The sequence below is a fragment of the Bradyrhizobium sp. PMVTL-01 genome (genome assembly GCF_051861855.1).
Taxonomy (GTDB): Bacteria; Pseudomonadota; Alphaproteobacteria; order Rhizobiales; family Xanthobacteraceae; genus Bradyrhizobium.
Genome location: NZ_CP193982.1, coordinates 792,780 through 810,133, shown reverse-complemented (window position 1 = coordinate 810,133; position 17,354 = coordinate 792,780). Strand labels below are relative to the sequence as shown.

Here is a 17,354-nt window from a genome sequence, read left to right as displayed (position 1 = left end):
TTGCCGGCGGTCTGTGCGCTGGAGGGGTTATCCATCTAACGCCACGTTTTCTTCTTCTTCCAGCGCCGTTCGCCCCGCGCGCCCGCTTCCTTGGCGCCAAGGTAGAACTCCTGGATATCCTGGGAATGCATCAAGCGGTCGCAGCTGTCGTTCATGACGATGCGGCCGATCTCGAGCACATAGCCGTAATGCGCGGTCTCCAGCGCCACCTTGGCGTTCTGCTCGACCAGCAGGATCGACATGCCCTGCTCCTCGTTGACCCGGCGGATGATGGTGAAGATCTCCTTCACCAGCAGCGGCGACAGGCCGAGCGAGGGCTCGTCGAGCAAGAGCAGCGTCGGCCGGTTCATCAGCGCGCGCCCGATCGCCAGCATCTGCTGCTCGCCGCCGGAGAGCTGGCCGGCCGGCTGGTTGATGCGCTCCTTCAGCCGCGGGAAATAGCCGTAGACCCGCTCCATGTCCTCGGCGACGCCATCGCGATCCTTGCGCGGATAGGCGCCCATCATCAGGTTCTCGCGCACCGAGAGGAACGGGAACACCTCGCGCCCCTCCGGCACGTGACTGAGGCCGAGCCGCACGATGCGGTCGGCTTCCATGCGCTGGATCGGCTTGCCCATGAACTCGATCGCGCCCTTCTGCGGATCGAGGATGCCGGAGATCGTCTTCAACACCGTGGTCTTGCCGGCGCCATTGGCCCCCAGCAGCGTGACGATGCGGCCGCGCGGCACCTCCAGCGAGATGCCGCGGATCGCCATGATCGGCCCGTAATAGCTCTCGATGTTGGAGAGCTTCAAGATGATATCGGGGGTCACCGCGGCGTCCATGGCGTCAGGCTCCGAGATATGCCGCGACGACGTCGGGATGCTGCTGCACCTCGGCCGGCGAGCCCATCGCCAATACGCGGCCATAGTTCAGCGCGATGACGCGGTCGGAGACGCGGTTGACCAGCGACATGTCGTGCTCGACCATCAGCACGGTGACGCCGAGCTCGCTCTTCATGTCGCGGATCCAGAACGACATGTCGTCGGTCTCCTCGACGTTGAGGCCGGAGGACGGTTCGTCGAGCAGGATCAGTTTCGGCTCCGAGCACAGCGCACGCGCCAGCTCGATCACCTTGCGCACGCCGTAGGGCAGGCCCGAGATCAGCTTGTCGCGATAGGGCTCGAGGTCGAGGAACTCGATGACCTGCTCGACCCGGCGGCGGTGCACCTTCTCGTTGGAGCGCACCCTCGGCAGGAACAAGAGCTCCTGCCAGAGCTGCGTGGTCGAATGGCGGTGACGCCCGACCAGCAAATTCGACAGCACGGTCGCGTTCTCGAACAGCTCGATATTCTGGAAGGTGCGGGCGATGCCGAGCTTTGCGATGTCGTAGGGAGGCTGCTCGGTGATGTCCTGGTCCTCGAAGAAGATGCGACCCGAGGTCGGCCGGTAGATTCGCGAAATCAGGTTGAAGATCGAGCTCTTGCCGGCGCCATTGGGACCGATGATCGAGAGGATCTCGCCCTTCTCGACCGCGAACGACACCGCATCGACGGCCCTGAGGCCTCCGAAATGCAGCGACAGGTTCTCGGCGCGGAAATAGCTCATCGGTTGCGCTCCGACTTCACGTAGATCTTCTGCCGCTTGAAGGTGGCGCGCTTGTAGAGCGGGAACAGCTGGAAGAAGAGCTTGATCTTCAGCCAGCGGCCGTAGAGCCCGAGCGGCTCGAACAGCACGAATAGAACGATGATGATGCCGTAGATCGCGCCCTTCAGGCCGTTGAGCGAGGCGAAGGCCGCGACCTTCGACTGGATGTTGCCCGCGGTCGCCGGGCCCGCGCCGAATGTCGCGGCGACGCCGGCGATGATGCCGGGCATGTCGTCCTTGAGATAAGTGAGGAAGGGATCGATCATCACGATGAAGATCGCGCCCAGCACCGCGCCGTGCAGAGAGAAGGTGCCGCCGATCAGGATCACGATGATGAACTCGATCGAGAGCTGGAGCGTGAACATCTCCGGCGAGATGAAGGAGAGCTTGTGCGCGAACAGCACGCCGGCAAAGCCGGTGATCGCGGCCGAGATCGCAAAGGACTTGACCTTGTAGAGCGCGACGTTGATGCCCATGCTGCGCGCCGCGGTCTCGCTGTCGCGGATCGCGACGAAGGCGCGGCCTGTCGGCGAACGCAGCAGATTGAGCGTGCCGACGATGGTCAGCACCAGCACGGCAAGGCAGAGATAATAAAAGGTCGGGCTGTCGCGCGGCACGGTGACGCCGAGCAGCGACAGCGTCTTGACCCGCATGCCCTCGTTGCCGTTGGTGACGCTCTCCCAGCGCGCCAGGATTTCCTCGACGATCAGGGCAAAGGAGATGGTGGCGATGACGAGGTAGATGCCGGTGAGGCGCAGGGCGGGAAAGCCGACCATCGCGCCGACGATGCCGGTCAAGGCGCCGGCGGCGAGGAAATAGACCGGGAAGGGCACGTTGTATTTCTGCAAATACGCCGCGGTGTAGGCCCCGATCGCGAGGAACGCGGCATGCCCGAGCGAAGCCTGGCCGGTGAAGCCGGTCAGGATCAGGAGCGCCACGCCGACGGTCGCATAGATGCAGACGAAGACGAGCTGGCTCATCAGATAGCTGGAGAGCACGTAGGGCGCGATCAGCAGCAGCGCGATCAGGATGCCGTAGGAGACGACGTAGCCGGAATGCGGAAACAGCTTGATGTCGTCCTCGTAGTCGGTCTTGAACAGGAAGCGCATGGCGTTCAGACCTTCTTGCGGACGTGAAGGCCGAACAGGCCTTCGGGCTTGAGCAGCAGCACGGTGAGCAGCACGATGTAGGGCGCGACGTCCTTCCAGCCCTCCGCCAGATAGAAGCCGGCCATGCTCTCGATCACGCCGATCAGCACGCCGCCGACCACGGCGCCCGGGATCGAGCCGAAGCCGCCGAGGACCGCGGCCGGAAAGGCCTTGAGACCGAGCACGAGGCCGACATTGGAATGGATGAAGGTGATCGGCGCCAGCAGCACGCCGGCGCAGGTCGCCACCGCCGCGCTGATCGCCCAGACGATCGAGACCACGCGCTTGACCGGAATGCCCATGTAATAGGCCGCGAGCATGTTCTCGGAGCTGGCGCGCATCGCGGTGCCGAGCGTGGTCTTGTTGAAGAACAGATAGAGCAGCGTGCACAGGATCATCGTCGCCGCGATGACGGACAGCTTGTCGTAGGCGAGCACCAGCGAGCCTATCCGCAGCACGCCCTGGCTGAACGGCGTCTCGATCTTCAGATCGTCGGTGCCCCAGATCATGCCGGCGATCGAACGCAGGAAATAGCCGAGGCCGATCGTGGCCATGATGATGGAGAATTGCGGATAGCCGAGGATCGGCCGCACCACCACGCGCTCGGCCAGCATGCCGAACAGCGCCATGGCGGCCACCGCACCGGCAAAGCCGATCCAGTAGTTCAGGCCCATCATGCCGATGAAGGTGAAGGCGAAGAAGCCGCCCAGCATCATCAGGTCGCCCTGCGCGAAATTGACGACCTCGGTCGCTTTGTAAACGAGCACGAAACCGAGCGCGATCAGGCCGTAGACGCAGCCGAGCGCAACACCGCTGACCAGCTGCTGAACGAAATCCAGCATCGCCGCGCATCCTCCGGATGCAACCGGCGGATCTTTTGGCCGCCTCGCCGCATCTTGTGTCCAGTCGCTACGCAGTCGTTTCGCCGCGTTAGCTCCATTTGTCCCGGCGCCAATTCAGCCTGAACGCCCGTGCGCTGTCAACAAACGGTGACTTGTTAAGGTGAGTTGCCTTTAGTCCAATCCGGATGACCGAATTTGTCGGCCGTAGATTCACGGTGCCGAAACATCTTCAAGTCAAGGTCGCGGGCGATGCAAAAGCGGGATGGTATGGCCGTCATGAAGCCGGACAACTCGGCGCTGGAAGTCCGAGGGTTAACGAAGCGTTTTGACCGTCTGGCGGTCGACGGCCTCGATCTCACCATTCACGCCGGGGAATTCTACGCCCTGGTCGGCCCCAACGGCGCCGGCAAGACCACCACTTTGCGCATGGTTGCGGGCCTGCTCAGGCCCGACGCCGGCGCGGTCTCGATCTTCGGCATCGATGCGCTCCAAAACCCCGTTGCCGCCAAGCAGGTGATGGCATGGGTGTCCGACGAACCCATGATCTATGACAAGCTGACCCCGCTCGAATATCTCGAATTCGTCGCCGGGCTCTGGGGCATCGCACCGTCGATCTCGGAACCGGTCGCCGAGGCGCTGCTCGACTCGCTGGGTCTCGATCCGCACCGGCATGAGCGCTGCGAGGGCTTTTCCAGGGGCATGCGCCAGAAGGTGGCGCTGGCCGGCGCGCTGGTGCACGATCCCCGTCTCATCATTCTCGACGAGCCGCTGACGGGACTGGATGCCGTCTCCGCCCGCCATGTGAAGGGTCTGCTCAGCGAGCGCGTCCGCGCCGGCTGCACCGTCATCATGACCACGCACATCCTCGAGGTGGCCGAGCGCATGGCCGACCGCATTGGCGTGATCGCCTCGGGCCGCCTGGTCGCAGAAGGAACGCTGACCGAGCTGCGCCAGCAGAACGGCCATGCCGACACCAGCCTGGAAGATCTCTTCATCGCGCTGGTGACGCTGCAGGAAGCCGCATGAGCTCGGCGACCGCCCTGTCCTGGTTCGCCCGCCACGAGCTGCGGCTCGCCTGGCGCGAATGGTTTGCCATGATGACCGGCGGAAGGCGCACGCGGGCGCGCGCGGCCGTGATCGGCCTGCTGTTCTTCGCTGCGCTCCTGCACGTGCCGGCCTGGGCGGTGATCGGCCGCTTCGCCGATCTGCAGCTGCCGCTCGACAAATCCTCGCTGATCGTGATCACGGCGACGATCTTTCTCGCCTGGACCTTGATGCTGTCGCAGGCGATCGAATCGGTGACGCGGGTGTTCTACGCCCGCGCCGATCTCGACCTGATCATGTCCTCGCCAGCGACGCTGGCCAATCTGTTCTCGGTGCGCATCGCCGCGATCGCGCTCACCGTCACCGCGATGGCGCTGCTGTTCTCGACGCCTTTCATCGACGTTCTTGTGATCGGCGGGGGTCCGCGCTGGCTCGCGGCGTTCGGCGTGGTCATCGCGATGGGCCTGTCGGCCGCGGCGATCGCGATTGCCGTCACCATCCTCTTGTTCCGCCTGATCGGCCCGGCGCGGACGCGCCTCGTGGCGCAGATCCTCGCCGCCATCATCGGCGCCGGCTTCGTGATCGCGCTGCAGGTCGCCGCGATCATGTCCTACGGGACGCTGTCCCGCTTGACCATCCTGACCTCCGACAGCATGGCCGCCCACGCCCCCGACATCGACAGCATCTGGTGGTGGCCGGCGCGGGCGACGATGGGCGACAACGAGGCGCTGCTGCTGCTTCTGGCGCTCGCGCTCGTGCTGCTCGGCAGCGTCATGGCGATCTTCTCGGGCCGCTTTGCCGACACCGCGATCGACGCCGCCGCTTACGGCAGGTCCGGACGCCGCAGCGCGACGCAGCGCGCGTTCCGCTGCGGATCGCGGCAACAGGCGCTGCGGCGCAAGGAATTCTCTCTGCTCTGGCGCGATCCCTGGCTGATCTCGCAGACCCTGATGCAGCTGCTCTATCTGGTGCCGCCGGCACTGCTGCTCTGGCGCAATTTCGCCGAAAGCTCCGCGGCGCTGACTCTGATCACGCCCGTGATCGTGATGGCGGCGGGACAGCTCGCCGGCGGGCTCGCCTGGCTGACGATCTCCGGCGAGGACGCGCCCGATCTGGTCGCGAGTGCGCCGCTGACGCCGTCGAGCATCATCCGCGCCAAGATCGAGGTGGTGCTGATCGCAATCGCCGCCATCTTCTGCCCGCTGGTCGGAGCGCTGGCCTTCGCCTCACCGTTCCAGGCCGCCGTGAGTGCCGGCGCGATCATCGTCAGTGCGGCGTCGGCGACCGCGATCCAGCTCTGGTTCCGGACCCAGGCGCGGCGCAGCCAATTCCGCCGCCGCCAGACCTCGTCGCGGCTTGCGACCTTTGCCGAAGCCTTCTCCTCGATCGGCTGGGCGGCGAGTGCGGCGCTACTGCTCGCCCTCCCGCTGGCGGGCCTGATCAGCGGGCTGATCACAGCAGCCCTCGTCGCCGTCACCTGGAAGTTCAGCCCGAGACGGGAGTAAGAGCGGCAGTGGGGTTCCTCGCCGCCACCCGCCTTGAAGGTAAGGCTAAATTGCCTTACTTATGTGGGTAGTAGGTAGTAGGTGGGTAGCAAGGATCGAGGCTCCAATGGTTACGCTCACTGTCACGGCAAAGGGGCAGGTTACGCTTCGGAAGGATCTCCTGGAACATCTTGGCGTACACCCGGGCGACAAGATCTCAATAGAGAAACTTCCTGGCGGACGAGTCGAGGTAAAGGCCGCTCGCCCCACCGGAAAGATTTCGGATGCCTTCGGTTTCCTGAAAGGAAAAACGAACGATCGATCGCTGTCGATTGACGAAATGAACGAAGTCATCGCTGACGGCTGGGCCGGTAAGCGATGAAGATAACACCCGATACCAATGTGCTGGTGAGGGTTCTGGTCGGAGATCATGCTGAACAGAGCAAGGTGGCCGAAGCGCTTCTCAAGAAGGCAGATCTCATAGCCATTTCGATGCCCGCCTTGTGCGAGCTGACCTGGGTTCTCTCTCGAGGCTACAAGACTTCGGGGGCCAATATAGCGGCTTCGATCCGCCGCTTGATCGACGCCTCCAATACGGTTGTTGACCGGCCCGCGGCCGAGGCCGGATTGGCGTTCCTCGATGCCGGGGGTGATTTCGCCGATGGTGTCATGGCCCACGAGGGTAACTGGCTTGGAGCCGAGACCTTCGTTTCATTCGATGAGAAGGCCGTGAAGCTGGTCGAGGCAAGCGGCGGATTGGCGCGGCTGCCGTAGCGGCGCATGACGTCGCCCAAATTAGACAATACACTCTTCGGATCGCCGAATGCGCAACGGATGATCGCGTTATGCCTCGACTGGTCCGAACGATCTTTGCCTTCTTCGGCTTGCTCCTCTCGCCTGCTCTCGCCGAGCAGCCCCAGCGCAGCGAATGCCTGGCGATGGCCAACGCCGCGCCGCGGGTCACGCCGGTCGCCTTCCGGCAGGCGGCGGCCGTGCCCGAAGTCGAGATCACCTATGCCGGCCATTCCACCTATTTCATCGACACACCCGGCGGCTTGCGCATCGCAACCGACTATAGCGGCGCCTATCAGGTAGGGCGGTTGCCCGACGTCGTCACCATGAACCGGGCGCACAGCACGCACTACTCCTTGTTTCCGGACAAGCGCATCCCCCATGTGCTGCATGGCTGGGGCGAGGACGGCAAGCCGGCCATTGTCTCCCAGCGCATCGGTGACGCCTTCATCCGCAACGTCACCACCGATATCCGCCGCTATTTCGGCGACGATGCCGGCACAGACATGATCCGCGACGGCAACTCGATCTTCATTTTCGAGGTCGCCGGCCTCTGCATCGGCCATCTCGGCCACCTCCACCACAAGCTCGACGACAGCCATTTCGCCCAGATCGGCCGGCTCGACATCGTGATGGTGCCGATCGACGGCACCTACACCATGTCGCTCGACGGCGTCTCCGAAATCACCAGACGCCTGCGCTCCTCCGTGGTGCTGCCGATGCACCGCTTCGCCACTCCGCTCGACGACTTCATGCGCCGGATCGGCCAGCAGTTCGAAATCGATCAGCGCATCGATCGCTCGTTCCGGATCTCGCGCGATACGCTGCCGACCAAGCCGACGGTCATCATCCTCGACGGCGTCTGAGGCGCGACGCCGGAACGCATCAACCTCCTCCGACTTGGTTGCTTCGAGGTCGTCTTCGGTCGGAGCAATCCATGAGCAGAAGGTTCCTGGTCATCGGCGCATTCGCCGCCATCTATTTGCTGTGGGGTTCCACCTACTTTGCCATCACGCTGGGCCTGAAATCGATTCCGCCCTTTCTGTTGATGGCGCTGCGCTCCTTCTGTGGCGGCATCGTGCTGCTGGCGATGACCGGCCGGCAGGTCGCGAACGTGTCGGCGCAGACATGGGCGGCGGCGTGTTTGTGCGGGCTGCTCTTCTTCGTCGGCTGCCATGGCGTGCTTGCCCACGCGCAGCAATCGGTGCCATCGGGCGTGGCAGCCATCGTGCTCGCCACGATCCCGTTCTGGATCCTGCTGATCGATACCTTGTTCCCCGGCGATCAGCGGCCCAGGCCCCTCGCCCTGCTCGCGTTGGTGCCAGGTTTCTTCGGCGTCGGCCTCGTGGCATGGCAGAATGTCGAGCAGGCCGGCATCAGCATTCTTCCCGTCGTCTGGCTGCTGCTTGCGGCCTTCTCATGGTCGGTCGGGACCGTCCTGTCGCGACGCATGTCGAGCGAGACGTCCGCGATCCTGCTGTCGGGCATGCAGCTGTCGATCGGCGGCATCGTCTTGTTCGCGATCAGCTGGCTGACGGGCGAGGTCGAAGACTTCAGGCCGGGCAACGTCTCGCCGACTTCGCTCGCAGCGGTGCTATGGCTGATCATCGCTGGCAGCGTGACCGGATTCGCCGCCTACAACTGGCTGTTGGAGAACGTCTCGACCTCGCTGGTATCGACCTACACGTTCGTCAACCCGGTGATCGCGGTGCTGCTCGGAACTGTCGTGCTCGGCGAGCCGTTCTCACGCATGATGCTGCTCGGTGCCAGCTTCGTCATTGTCTCCGTCATCGTCATTTGGTGGGCGGAACGTGCGGGGAGGAGCCGGACTAACGAGAGGACCGACAGGAGCATGGCGCGTCTATCCCCGCGCAAGACCTGACGAATGGCCGACGGCAATTTTCTCCAAGTCCTCCGCGATCCGGCCGTGCTGATCTCGGCATGACAGGAGATTGCCATGACGGACTTTGCGCGACTGTTACACGCCGATGGACCGAACCCGGAGCACGCCGATGCGCTCCAGCTTTACGGCCGCTTCGTCGGCGACTGGGAGGCCGAGATCACCGCCCACGGACCCGACGCGACGAAACATACCGCGCCGGGCGAAATCCATTTCGGCTGGGTGTTGGAGGGCCGCGCCGTTCAGGATGTTTGGATCATTCCCCGGCCTGCGGGCACACCCGCCTTTCCGATCGCCGGAAATTGGTACGGCACGACGCTGCGGGTCTATGATCCCGCCATATCCGCGTGGCGGATTTCCTGGTTCGATCCGGGTCGCAGCGTATTCCGCCAGCAGATCGGCCGTCCGCGCGGCGGTGACATCGTGCAGGAAGGCACGACCGACGCGGGCGACCAGACGCGCTGGAGCTTTACGGAGATCACTGACGATTCCTTCCACTGGCTCGGCGAGGTCAAGCCAGCGACCGCAACCGATTGGCGGCTTGTGGTCGACGTGAGGGCGAAACGGCGCAAGGCAAATGGATTTGGTTGAATCGTCGGGCTGCGAACTCGCTGCAACCTCTCCCGCTTGCGGGCAGAGCTATCGCAGATGGCTTCCTGGTCACGGCCGGAGCAAGCGCCTCGCTCTTCGAGACGACCGCTTCGCGGTCTCCTCCGGATGAGGCCAAGCAGCATTGTCCCCGTTGAAATTGCCGCCGCGCACTCCGCGCACCTCCTCCGCTGCTGCCATGGTGCTCTGAGCAAAGCGCGCTGCTGCAGGCAAGGACGAACTGCTAGGCTTCCGCCACAAGATACAAAGGGAGTGAACGCCGATGGCTGCAAGCGGTATGCCCGCCAACACGAGCGGGCTATTCGTCGAGCCGCGCGAGGACTGGCTCGCGCTGCATCAGGAAGAGATCATCGACCCCTTGCGGCCGATCGTCGATCCTCACCACCATCTCTGGAATCGCGGACATCGCTATCTGATCGAGGAGATGGCAGCCGACATCGCCTCCGGCCACAACGTCATCGCCACCGTCTATGTCGACTGCCGCTCGATGTATCGGGCGCATGGGCCTGAGGCGTTCCGGCCCGTCGGCGAGGTCGAGTTCGCCAATGGCGTCGCGGCGATGAGTGCGAGCGGTGGTTACGGCAAGGCCGCGATCTGTGCCGGCATCGTCAGCCATGCCAATCTGCTGCTGGGGGACGCCGCAAAACCGGTGCTGGAGGCCGAGATCGCCGCCGGCAACGGCCGCTTCCGCGGCATCCGGCATTCCTCCGCCTGGGACGAAGACCCCGTCGTCGCCGGCATGTATGCCAACCGGCCGAGAGGGCTGTTGCAGGACCCGGCCTTTCGCACGGGCTTTGCCTGCCTGGCTCCCCTGAACCTCAGCTTCGATGCCTGGCTGTTTCATCCGCAGATCGGCGAGCTGACCGAGCTGGCACGCGCCTTCCCCGACACCAGGATCGTGCTCGACCATTGCGGCGGGCCGGCGGGCGTCGGCCGCTTTGCCGGACGGCGCGAGGAGGTGTTCCCGCAATGGCGCGCCTCGATCCGGGAGATCGCAAAATGCGAAAACGTGGTGGTGAAGCTGGGAGGCCTTGCGATGTGCCTGCTCGGCTACGACTTCCATCTGCGCGAGAAGCCACCGACATCCGAAGAGCTTGCCGCGGCATGGCGGCCCTATGTCGAGACCTGCATCGAGGCGTTCGGCGTGAAGCGCGCGATGTTCGAGAGCAATTTTCCGCCGGACAAGGGCCAGTGCAGCTACCAGGTGATCTTCAATGCCTTCAAGCGCATCGCCGCGCCTTTGAGCGACGCCGAGAAGACGGCACTGTTCTCGCAGACCGCGACCGACTTTTACCGGCTCGAATTGCCGTCGTGACAGGATCTGCACCCTGACGAGAAGAGGGGCCGGGATGTTGATCCCGACCCCTCTTCGTCGTGGCCGCTGGGAAGCGTCCTTGAAATTCGAAAGCTGACTAGCCGGCGCCCATCAACGACGCCGGACGGCGCTCGTCGCCGAAGGCGAACATCTTCTTGAGCTTGTTGACGACGCGGATCAGGAAGCCGATCATCACCGGATTGGACTTGCGGCAGAAGGCGATCTTCCTGACGTGGCCTTCGACATGCCATTTCGCATGCGCGCCGTCGCGGAAGAAGATGACGTCGCCAGGACCGTAGCGCTTCGGCGGCATGCCGTCGCTTTCGAGCACGATCGATCCTTCCATGATCATGATCGTCTCGTCGATGTCGTAGTACCAGTTGAAGCGCCCTTCGGTGCAGGACCAGATGATCGTCTGGGCGGTGCCGTCGGCGCTGGTCGACAGCACGCGCGAGCGTGACACCGGATTGCCTTCGATGATCCAGGACGGCTCGATCGGCCGCAGCTCGAGCTCCACATTGCTACTACCGATTTCAATCAATGCGCGCGTCATCCGCTTCCCCAGGGATATCAATATGTATGGCCGGGCCCCGGCCCGGATCGTTTCGAAAAGATGTTGGGAACGCTAGTAGCCGGTTTTTAATTCTTTCTTACGCGGGGTCCGAAAATCAGCTGCAAGTTGCAGGAACGAGACGGTTAACGTCACGATTTCGCTGTGATTCCGCGCACATGAACCCAACTTTCCCGAGGTGCGACAAAGTGCGCGACCCTCGGCATCGACAACCACCCGATGCTGTGCAACGCGGCGGCGTGAGGACGGCCTGTGCGCGCGCCTGGTCCTTCGAGACGACCGCTCCCCGGTCTCCTCAAGGATGAGGGCTAATCGACATCGGTGGCCGCTGAAGCGACTGTCACACACTCCGGCCTCATCCTGAGGAGCCCGCCCAAAGCGGGCGTCTCGAAGGAGGGCCGCAGGGTAGCTGCTTCCATATGCTGCCCGACGGGGGGAGGTGAATCGCCTTACTTCGCCCACTCGCCCTTGCGGAACACCGGGACCTTGCTGCCGTCGGCGAGAATGCCGTCGATGTCGGTCTCGGCCGAGCCGATCATCCAATCGATATGGATCAGGCTCTGGTTGCCGCCTTGCGCGGCGATCTGCTGCGGCGTGAGCTGGGCGCCATTGACGAAGCACTTGGAGTAGCACTGGCCGAGCGCGATGTGCGAGGCGGCGTTCTCGTCGAACAGCGTGTTGTAGAACAACAATCCACTCTGCGAGATCGGCGAGGAATGCGGTACCAGCGCAACCTCGCCGAGCCGGCGCGCGCCCTCGTCGGTGTCGAGCACCTTGTTGAGCACCTCCGCACCGCGCGAGGCCTTGGCGTCGACGATCTTGCCGTCCTCGAAACGCACCGCGATGTTGTCGATCAGCGTGCCCTGGTAGGACAGTGGCTTCGAGCTCACGACGTGGCCGTAGACGCGGCGGCAATGCGGCGTGGTGAAGACCTCTTCGGTCGGGATGTTGGCGTTGCAGCTGATGCCGTTCTTGGACAGCGACGCGCCGCCTTCCCATTCATGGCCGTCGGCAAGCCCGATGGTGAGGTCGGTCCCTGGCCCGGAGTACTGCAAGGCGCGAAAGCGTTGGCCGTTGAGCCAGTTGGTGCGCTCGCGCAGCACGGCGTTGTGGCTCGCCCAATTGCCGATCGCGTCCTCGCGGTCGACGCGGGACGCAGCGAAGATCGCGTCGGCGAGCTTGCCGACGGCGACGTCCTCGGGATCACCGGGGAAGACCTGCCTGGCCCAGGACGGGCTCGGATAGGCGATGATGTTCCAGTTGGTGTCGAAATTGACGATCTTTTCCAGCGCCGGCTGATAGGCCATCGAGTTGGCCTTGCTGGCGCGTGCGACCTTGGAAGGATCCTCGCCCGACAGCAGCATCGGATTGTCGCCGACGATGGCAAGCCGCGCGGTGTTGTCGGAGAATGCCTTGGCCATGCCCTCGTAGAGCCAGCCGGCGGCGCGATCGAAACTGTTGTCGTGGCCATGGCGGTAACGCGCCAGCGTCATCTCCTCGTCCGACAAGATCGGCGTGACGATGCCGGCGCCGGCCTTGTAGGCATGCACAGCGATCCGCCGCACCAGCGGCAGCGCGATCGCCGGCGCCGTCAGGAGCAGATCCTGTCCCGGCCGCAAGCCCAGGCCCACCTTCACCGCCACCTCGGCCAGCCGGTCGAGTTTTGCGGGATCGATGGGAGTGGCGGTGATGCGTTGATCGGTCATGCCGGGTCCTCTGCCGAAAGTCTCTCGTTCAATCTAAGTCTAGCATCGCGAGACACAAGTATGCGAGCGCCTTGCGAGACGGGAAAGATACGTGTTTCACGCATCTTGGTTTTCAACGCGTTGAGGATCGCAGCACCCGGTCGACCATGGCGGGCGCAAGCCCGAGGTAATTTTTCGGTGAGGTGAGCGCCTCGATTGTGGCACGGTCGATGCGGCTCGATATCCGGGAATCTGCGGACAGCGCATCGGCAAGGCTGATCCCCCTGTGGTTGGCCTCGCGGCAGGCATCATAGACCACCTCATGCGCCTCCTGCCGCCCGATCTGCGGCGCAAGCCCCATCATGACCGCTTCGGCCACGATCAGGCCGCGGCTGACGGCGAGATTGTCGTTCATCTTCCTTTCATCCACGATGAGGCCTGCGAGCGCGAACCTGGCCTGGTGCAGCGCGCCGGCGGTCAGCACGAAGCTTTCCGGGATCGCGATCCATTCGGCGTGCCAGGGACCGGTGGCGCGCTCGAAATCCTGCACCATGGCGTCCAGCATCAGGCCGGCGTGCTGGCGCACCGCCTTGGACGCCGCAAGCATCAGCTCAGAGGAGATCGGGTTGCGCTTCTGCGGCATGGTCGAGGAGGCGCCGCGGCCCTTGACGAAGGGCTCGTAGACCTCGGCGAACTCGGTCGAGGCCATGATCATGATGTCGAGCGCGATCTTGCCGAGCGAGCCGGTGACGAGCGCCAGGAAATTGACCGCCTCGGCGAAGCCGTCGCGCGCGACGTGCCAGGTCGAAGCGGGAACGCCGAGCTTCAGCTCGGCGCAGAGCGCCTCCTGCACCGCAAAACCCTTGTCGCCGAGCGAGGCCAGCGTGCCGGCCGCGCCGGCGAACTGTCCGACCAGGACGCGCGGCTTCAACTGCGCCAGACGCTCGGCATGGCGGTCGAACATCGCGAGCCAGATCGCGGTCTTGTAGCCGAAGGTCACCGGCAGCGCCTGCTGCAGATGGGTGCGACCCGCCATCGGCGTGTCGCGATAGCGCTTCGAGAGGTCTGCCAGGATCTTGCGCAGTTCGGCGATCTCGCGCTCGACGATCCCGAGCGCCGCACGCAGTTGCAGCACCACGGCGGTGTCCATGATGTCCTGCGTAGTCGCGCCCCAATGCACGTAGCGGCCGGCCTCACCGCATTGCCTCACCATCTGATGCACCAAAGGAAGGATCGGATAGCCGACGATGTCGGTCTCCTGCCTGAGCAGATCGAAGTCGAGGGCGGCGACGTCGGTCCTCGCCGCGATCTGATCGGCAGCGTCCCGCGGGATCACGCCGCACGCGGCCTCGGCCTTTGCGAGTGCCACCTCGACCTCGGCATAACGGCCGACCAGCGCGACATCGGAAAACACCTCGCGCATCTCCGGCGTGCCGAAGGCGTCGCGGAACAGCATGGAATCGAGCACGGTGGTCGAGGCGTGAAAGGCGGGCATGGCCGTTTCTTCGTGGCTGTTGTTCTGTGTGGGGGTAGCTTACGCAGGTCGCGATGTTCGGCAATGGACATTCGCAGTTCGTCACATGTTCTCGGCGTCGCTCGGGCGTTAGCCGGCACGATGCCGCGCTGTCCCAGCACCGTCATTGCGAGGAGCTGTTGCGACGAAGCAATTCCGACTGCCTCCGTGGAAGAATTCTGGATTGCTTCGCTGCGCTCGCAATGACGACTTCGCGAGCCATGCTCCTGGCCAAACCTCCATTCAGCGTACTTCTGATCCTGGAGTCTTGTAGCCCGGATGAACGCCTTGTCCCCCGTAGCGCAACGAGCGAAGGCGGAAGTGACATCCGGGAGTTGCGCAACGACCGGTCCCGGATGTCACTTCCTCATCCCTGACTACGACAGGCCGTCCATCAATGAGAGCGCCCGCGACAATCACCAAAGCAGCCAGATTCTCATTCGAGTTGCATCCCTCTTCGAAAATCGCATGGCTGCCATCACGCGATCGTGGTGAACCGGAAAGACCGTTCGGCGGACTCACAGACTTCAAGGATTTTGATTTTTTTGTTGCCGATATCGCTGTGGGATCTGAGTCTCGACGTGCAGTTTCTATTCCGCGATCATCTCCTCGACACCGACCTGCGCGAGCTGAGCCGCGAGGAGGTTCCCGTTGCCGTGGAACCGCAGGTCTTCGATCTCGTCGTCCATCTCATGGAAAATCGCGACCGGGTGGTCAGCAAGGATGAGCTGATCGACAAGATCTGGCACGGGCGCAGCGTCTCCGAATCCACCCTGACCAGCCGGATCAACGCGGCCCGCAAGGCGATCGGCGACAATGGAGCGAACCAGGCGCTGATCCGTACCATCGCGCGCAAGGGATTTCGCTTCGTCGGTGACGTGCAGACACAGCTTGGCAAGGTTCCGCCGGAGCTCGGTCGCCTCACCCCGTCGCCGCAGGCCGTGCTCGCGCTGCCCGACCGGCCCGCCATCGCCGTGCTGCCCTTCACCAACATGAGCGGCGACCGCGAGCAGGATTATTTCTCCGACGGCATCAGCGAGGACATCATCACCGCCTTGTCGAAGCTGCGCTGGTTCTTCGTCATCGCGCGCAACTCCTCCTTCGTCTACAAGGGCCGCGCCGTGCACATCCACGAGGTCGCGCGCGAGCTCGGCGTGCGCTACGTGGTCGAAGGCAGCGTGCGACGGAGCGGCGACCGCCTGCGCGTCTCGGCCCAGCTCAACGACGTCTCGACCGGCAGCCATCTCTGGGCCGAACGCTACGACCGCGAGCTTGCCGACATCTTCGCCGTGCAGGACGAGATCACCGAGGCGATCGTCGCCGCGATCGAGCCGCAGCTCTATGCCGCCGAGAGCTTTCGCGCCCAGCAGAAGCCGCCGGGCAGCCTCGATGCCTGGGGCCTCCTGATGCGCGGCCTGTCGCATTACTGGCGCATCACCCGCGAGGACAATGCGACGGCGCAAGGGCTGCTCGCGAAGGCCATCGCGATCGACCCGGCCTACGGCAAGGCGCTTGGCCTGCTGGCAACCAGCCACATCTTCGGCGCACACATGGGCTGGGCCGACATGGCTGCGACCGTGCCGGTCGCCGAACGCGCCGCGCTTGCGGCGGTGGAGGCCGATCGCGAGGACGCCTTTGCCCATCTCGGCCTCGCCTACACCTACCTGTTCCGCCGCCGCTTCGACGACGCGCTGGCCGAGTTCGAGCTGGCCTTGCGGCTCAATCCGAACTGCGCGATGGCGCACGCCTTCTACGGCGTGACGCTGTGCTACGCGGGGCGATGGCAGGACGGCGATGCCGCCGCGCGCCGCGCGCTGCGGCTGAGCCCGCGCGATCCGCTCGCGGGGATCTATTGCGGCGTCGCCGCCTATGCCCAGTTCATCGGCCGTAACTACGAGCAGTCCATGCAGATGGCGCGGGAATCGATGCGGCAGCGCGCCGATTTCGTCGGGGCCCATCGCGTGCTGACCGCCGCCGCCGGCATGTCAGGAGATCCCGGGCTCGCGGCGTCCGCACTGGAAGGCCTGCGCCGCACCCAGCCCGGCATATCGCTGGCCTGGATCACGCGCGAGCTGCCGATGCTGCGGGAAGAGGACCGCGCGCATTACCTGGAAGGATTGCGGCGCGCGGGGATGAAGTAGCGAGCCACAGCGGCAGTGCACCCTCTCCCCTTGCGGGAGAGGGTGGATTCGATGCGAAGCATCGAAGCCGGGTGAGGGGTCTCCCTCCTCACGAATAGTCCGATGAGTGGAGGGAACCCCTCATCCGGTGCTTCGCGCCACCTTCTCCCGCAAGGGGAGAAGGAAGAAAGCGCGTCTCTACTCCTGCATCATCTCGCCACTGCCGCCGAACTCGGCCGGGAAATCCTTCAGCTTGGGCAGGCCGTCGCGCATCGGCAGCACGGTCTCGGCGTAATTGACGTGGACGCCGGGCGCGAATGCGAGCGTGGGAATGGTGGCGGTGAAGACGTCGACGAGGCCGAGCGGCGGGTGATTGGTCATCAGATGGCCGCCGCACTTCCGGCAAAATTTGCGCTGGCTGAGCGGCGTCTTGGCGAAGGTCTCGACATGCTGGTCGCCCTCGGTGATGCGCACGGCTTCGGGCTTCCACAGGCTGAAGGCGTTCACCGGTCCGCCGGACCAGGACCGGCAGGAGCGGCAATGGCAATAGCCCATCGCCTCCGGCGCGCCCGTGACCTCGACCGTGACCGCGCCGCAGAAGCAGTTTCCGACATGTTTCATTTGGTCGTCTCCATGATGAGGGATCGATATCGCGTGTCGGGGCGCCACGCGTCCTCCTTTCGGTGGACGCGTGGCGCGAGGCAG

The 17,354-nt window shown here is 64.3% G+C and carries 17 protein-coding genes; 9 read left to right on the top strand and 8 right to left on the bottom strand.

Annotated elements, in window-relative coordinates:
- Positions 1–35: 35 nt before the first annotated feature.
- From ACRQ5Q_RS03800 to ACRQ5Q_RS03785, 4 genes are read right to left on the bottom strand one after another with little or no spacing between them, the layout of a single operon-like run.
- Complete coding sequence (locus tag ACRQ5Q_RS03800) at positions 36–824, bottom strand: ABC transporter ATP-binding protein (RefSeq protein WP_211412350.1); 789 nt, start codon at positions 822–824, stop codon at positions 36–38.
- Positions 825–828: 4 nt separating this feature from the next.
- Positions 829–1,587, bottom strand: a complete 759-nt coding sequence (locus ACRQ5Q_RS03795) for an ABC transporter ATP-binding protein (protein WP_439396108.1) — start codon at positions 1,585–1,587, stop codon at positions 829–831.
- A complete protein-coding gene (locus tag ACRQ5Q_RS03790) occupies positions 1,584–2,735 on the bottom strand; it encodes a branched-chain amino acid ABC transporter permease (RefSeq protein ID WP_439396107.1) in 1,152 nt (383 codons plus the stop codon). Before ACRQ5Q_RS03790 ends, ACRQ5Q_RS03795 begins: the two co-directional genes overlap by 4 nt.
- A 5-nt stretch (positions 2,736–2,740) precedes the next feature.
- The gene (locus ACRQ5Q_RS03785; protein WP_260387773.1) at positions 2,741–3,616 is read right to left on the bottom strand and encodes a branched-chain amino acid ABC transporter permease; all 876 of its coding nucleotides are present in this window, start codon (positions 3,614–3,616) and stop codon (positions 2,741–2,743) included.
- Between the two features lie 276 nt (positions 3,617–3,892).
- Here ACRQ5Q_RS03785 and ACRQ5Q_RS03780 point away from each other — a divergent pair, with 276 nt between their 5' ends.
- From ACRQ5Q_RS03780 to ACRQ5Q_RS03745, 8 genes are all read left to right on the top strand, one after another.
- Positions 3,893–4,642 carry an ABC transporter ATP-binding protein gene (locus tag ACRQ5Q_RS03780; RefSeq protein WP_439372822.1) on the top strand — a complete coding sequence of 250 codons (750 nt, stop codon included), beginning with the start codon at positions 3,893–3,895 and terminating at the stop codon, positions 4,640–4,642.
- Positions 4,639–6,165, top strand: a complete 1,527-nt coding sequence (locus tag ACRQ5Q_RS03775) for a permease (protein ID WP_439396105.1) — start codon at positions 4,639–4,641, stop codon at positions 6,163–6,165. The genes ACRQ5Q_RS03780 and ACRQ5Q_RS03775 overlap by 4 nt, the downstream gene beginning before the upstream one ends.
- Positions 6,166–6,271: 106 nt before the next feature.
- A complete protein-coding gene (locus ACRQ5Q_RS03770; RefSeq protein WP_439396103.1) occupies positions 6,272–6,526 on the top strand; it encodes an AbrB/MazE/SpoVT family DNA-binding domain-containing protein in 255 nt (84 codons plus the stop codon).
- Complete coding sequence (locus ACRQ5Q_RS03765) at positions 6,523–6,918, top strand: type II toxin-antitoxin system VapC family toxin (RefSeq protein WP_439396102.1); 396 nt, start codon at positions 6,523–6,525, stop codon at positions 6,916–6,918. Before ACRQ5Q_RS03770 ends, ACRQ5Q_RS03765 begins: the two co-directional genes overlap by 4 nt.
- 71 nt (positions 6,919–6,989) lie before the next feature.
- A complete protein-coding gene (locus ACRQ5Q_RS03760; protein WP_439372818.1) occupies positions 6,990–7,802 on the top strand; it encodes an MBL fold metallo-hydrolase in 813 nt (270 codons plus the stop codon).
- A gap of 71 nt (positions 7,803–7,873) precedes the next feature.
- Positions 7,874–8,818 (top strand): EamA family transporter, encoded by a 945-nt coding sequence (locus ACRQ5Q_RS03755; RefSeq protein ID WP_439396100.1) that lies wholly within the window; start codon positions 7,874–7,876, stop codon positions 8,816–8,818.
- A 75-nt stretch (positions 8,819–8,893) separates the two neighbouring features.
- Complete coding sequence (locus ACRQ5Q_RS03750) at positions 8,894–9,427, top strand: hypothetical protein (protein ID WP_439372816.1); 534 nt, start codon at positions 8,894–8,896, stop codon at positions 9,425–9,427.
- Between the two features lie 280 nt (positions 9,428–9,707).
- Positions 9,708–10,760: an amidohydrolase family protein gene (locus ACRQ5Q_RS03745; RefSeq protein WP_439372815.1), complete on the top strand. Its 1,053-nt coding sequence runs from the start codon at positions 9,708–9,710 to the stop codon at positions 10,758–10,760.
- A gap of 97 nt (positions 10,761–10,857) precedes the next feature.
- On the opposite strand, the gene ACRQ5Q_RS03740 is transcribed toward ACRQ5Q_RS03745, so the two are convergent.
- The 3 genes from ACRQ5Q_RS03740 to ACRQ5Q_RS03730 all read right to left on the bottom strand — a co-directional run bounded on the left by ACRQ5Q_RS03740 (position 10,858) and on the right by ACRQ5Q_RS03730 (position 14,511).
- Complete coding sequence (locus ACRQ5Q_RS03740) at positions 10,858–11,313, bottom strand: cupin domain-containing protein (protein WP_439396098.1); 456 nt, start codon at positions 11,311–11,313, stop codon at positions 10,858–10,860.
- A gap of 467 nt (positions 11,314–11,780) precedes the next feature.
- Complete coding sequence (locus ACRQ5Q_RS03735; RefSeq protein ID WP_439372814.1) at positions 11,781–13,037, bottom strand: aminopeptidase; 1,257 nt, start codon at positions 13,035–13,037, stop codon at positions 11,781–11,783.
- A 112-nt stretch (positions 13,038–13,149) separates the two neighbouring features.
- Positions 13,150–14,511, bottom strand: a complete 1,362-nt coding sequence (locus ACRQ5Q_RS03730) for a class-II fumarase/aspartase family protein (RefSeq protein ID WP_439396096.1) — start codon at positions 14,509–14,511, stop codon at positions 13,150–13,152.
- 599 nt (positions 14,512–15,110) lie between these two features.
- Between ACRQ5Q_RS03730 and ACRQ5Q_RS03725 the strand changes: the two genes are divergently transcribed.
- The gene (locus ACRQ5Q_RS03725; RefSeq protein ID WP_439396094.1) at positions 15,111–16,670 is read left to right on the top strand and encodes a winged helix-turn-helix domain-containing tetratricopeptide repeat protein; all 1,560 of its coding nucleotides are present in this window, start codon (positions 15,111–15,113) and stop codon (positions 16,668–16,670) included.
- A gap of 177 nt (positions 16,671–16,847) precedes the next feature.
- On the opposite strand, the gene ACRQ5Q_RS03720 is transcribed toward ACRQ5Q_RS03725, so the two are convergent.
- Positions 16,848–17,270: a GFA family protein gene (locus ACRQ5Q_RS03720; RefSeq protein ID WP_439396093.1), complete on the bottom strand. Its 423-nt coding sequence runs from the start codon at positions 17,268–17,270 to the stop codon at positions 16,848–16,850.
- Positions 17,271–17,354 lie beyond the last annotated feature (84 nt).

Bases quoted from the DNA above. Each gene is read 5' to 3' on its own strand.
- ACRQ5Q_RS03800 (WP_211412350.1), bottom strand. From the start codon at position 824: ATGGACGCCGCGGTGACCCCCGATATCATCTTGAAGCTCTCCAACATC.
- ACRQ5Q_RS03795 (WP_439396108.1), bottom strand. From the start codon at position 1,587: ATGAGCTATTTCCGCGCCGAGAACCTGTCGCTGCATTTCGGAGGCCTC.
- ACRQ5Q_RS03790 (WP_439396107.1), bottom strand. From the start codon at position 2,735: ATGCGCTTCCTGTTCAAGACCGACTACGAGGACGACATCAAGCTGTTT.
- ACRQ5Q_RS03785 (WP_260387773.1), bottom strand. From the start codon at position 3,616: ATGCTGGATTTCGTTCAGCAGCTGGTCAGCGGTGTTGCGCTCGGCTGC.
- ACRQ5Q_RS03780 (WP_439372822.1), top strand. From the start codon at position 3,893: ATGAAGCCGGACAACTCGGCGCTGGAAGTCCGAGGGTTAACGAAGCGT.
- ACRQ5Q_RS03775 (WP_439396105.1), top strand. From the start codon at position 4,639: ATGAGCTCGGCGACCGCCCTGTCCTGGTTCGCCCGCCACGAGCTGCGG.
- ACRQ5Q_RS03770 (WP_439396103.1), top strand. From the start codon at position 6,272: ATGGTTACGCTCACTGTCACGGCAAAGGGGCAGGTTACGCTTCGGAAG.
- ACRQ5Q_RS03765 (WP_439396102.1), top strand. From the start codon at position 6,523: ATGAAGATAACACCCGATACCAATGTGCTGGTGAGGGTTCTGGTCGGA.
- ACRQ5Q_RS03760 (WP_439372818.1), top strand. From the start codon at position 6,990: ATGCCTCGACTGGTCCGAACGATCTTTGCCTTCTTCGGCTTGCTCCTC.
- ACRQ5Q_RS03755 (WP_439396100.1), top strand. From the start codon at position 7,874: ATGAGCAGAAGGTTCCTGGTCATCGGCGCATTCGCCGCCATCTATTTG.
- ACRQ5Q_RS03750 (WP_439372816.1), top strand. From the start codon at position 8,894: ATGACGGACTTTGCGCGACTGTTACACGCCGATGGACCGAACCCGGAG.
- ACRQ5Q_RS03745 (WP_439372815.1), top strand. From the start codon at position 9,708: ATGGCTGCAAGCGGTATGCCCGCCAACACGAGCGGGCTATTCGTCGAG.
- ACRQ5Q_RS03740 (WP_439396098.1), bottom strand. From the start codon at position 11,313: ATGACGCGCGCATTGATTGAAATCGGTAGTAGCAATGTGGAGCTCGAG.
- ACRQ5Q_RS03735 (WP_439372814.1), bottom strand. From the start codon at position 13,037: ATGACCGATCAACGCATCACCGCCACTCCCATCGATCCCGCAAAACTC.
- ACRQ5Q_RS03730 (WP_439396096.1), bottom strand. From the start codon at position 14,511: ATGCCCGCCTTTCACGCCTCGACCACCGTGCTCGATTCCATGCTGTTC.
- ACRQ5Q_RS03720 (WP_439396093.1), bottom strand. From the start codon at position 17,270: ATGAAACATGTCGGAAACTGCTTCTGCGGCGCGGTCACGGTCGAGGTC.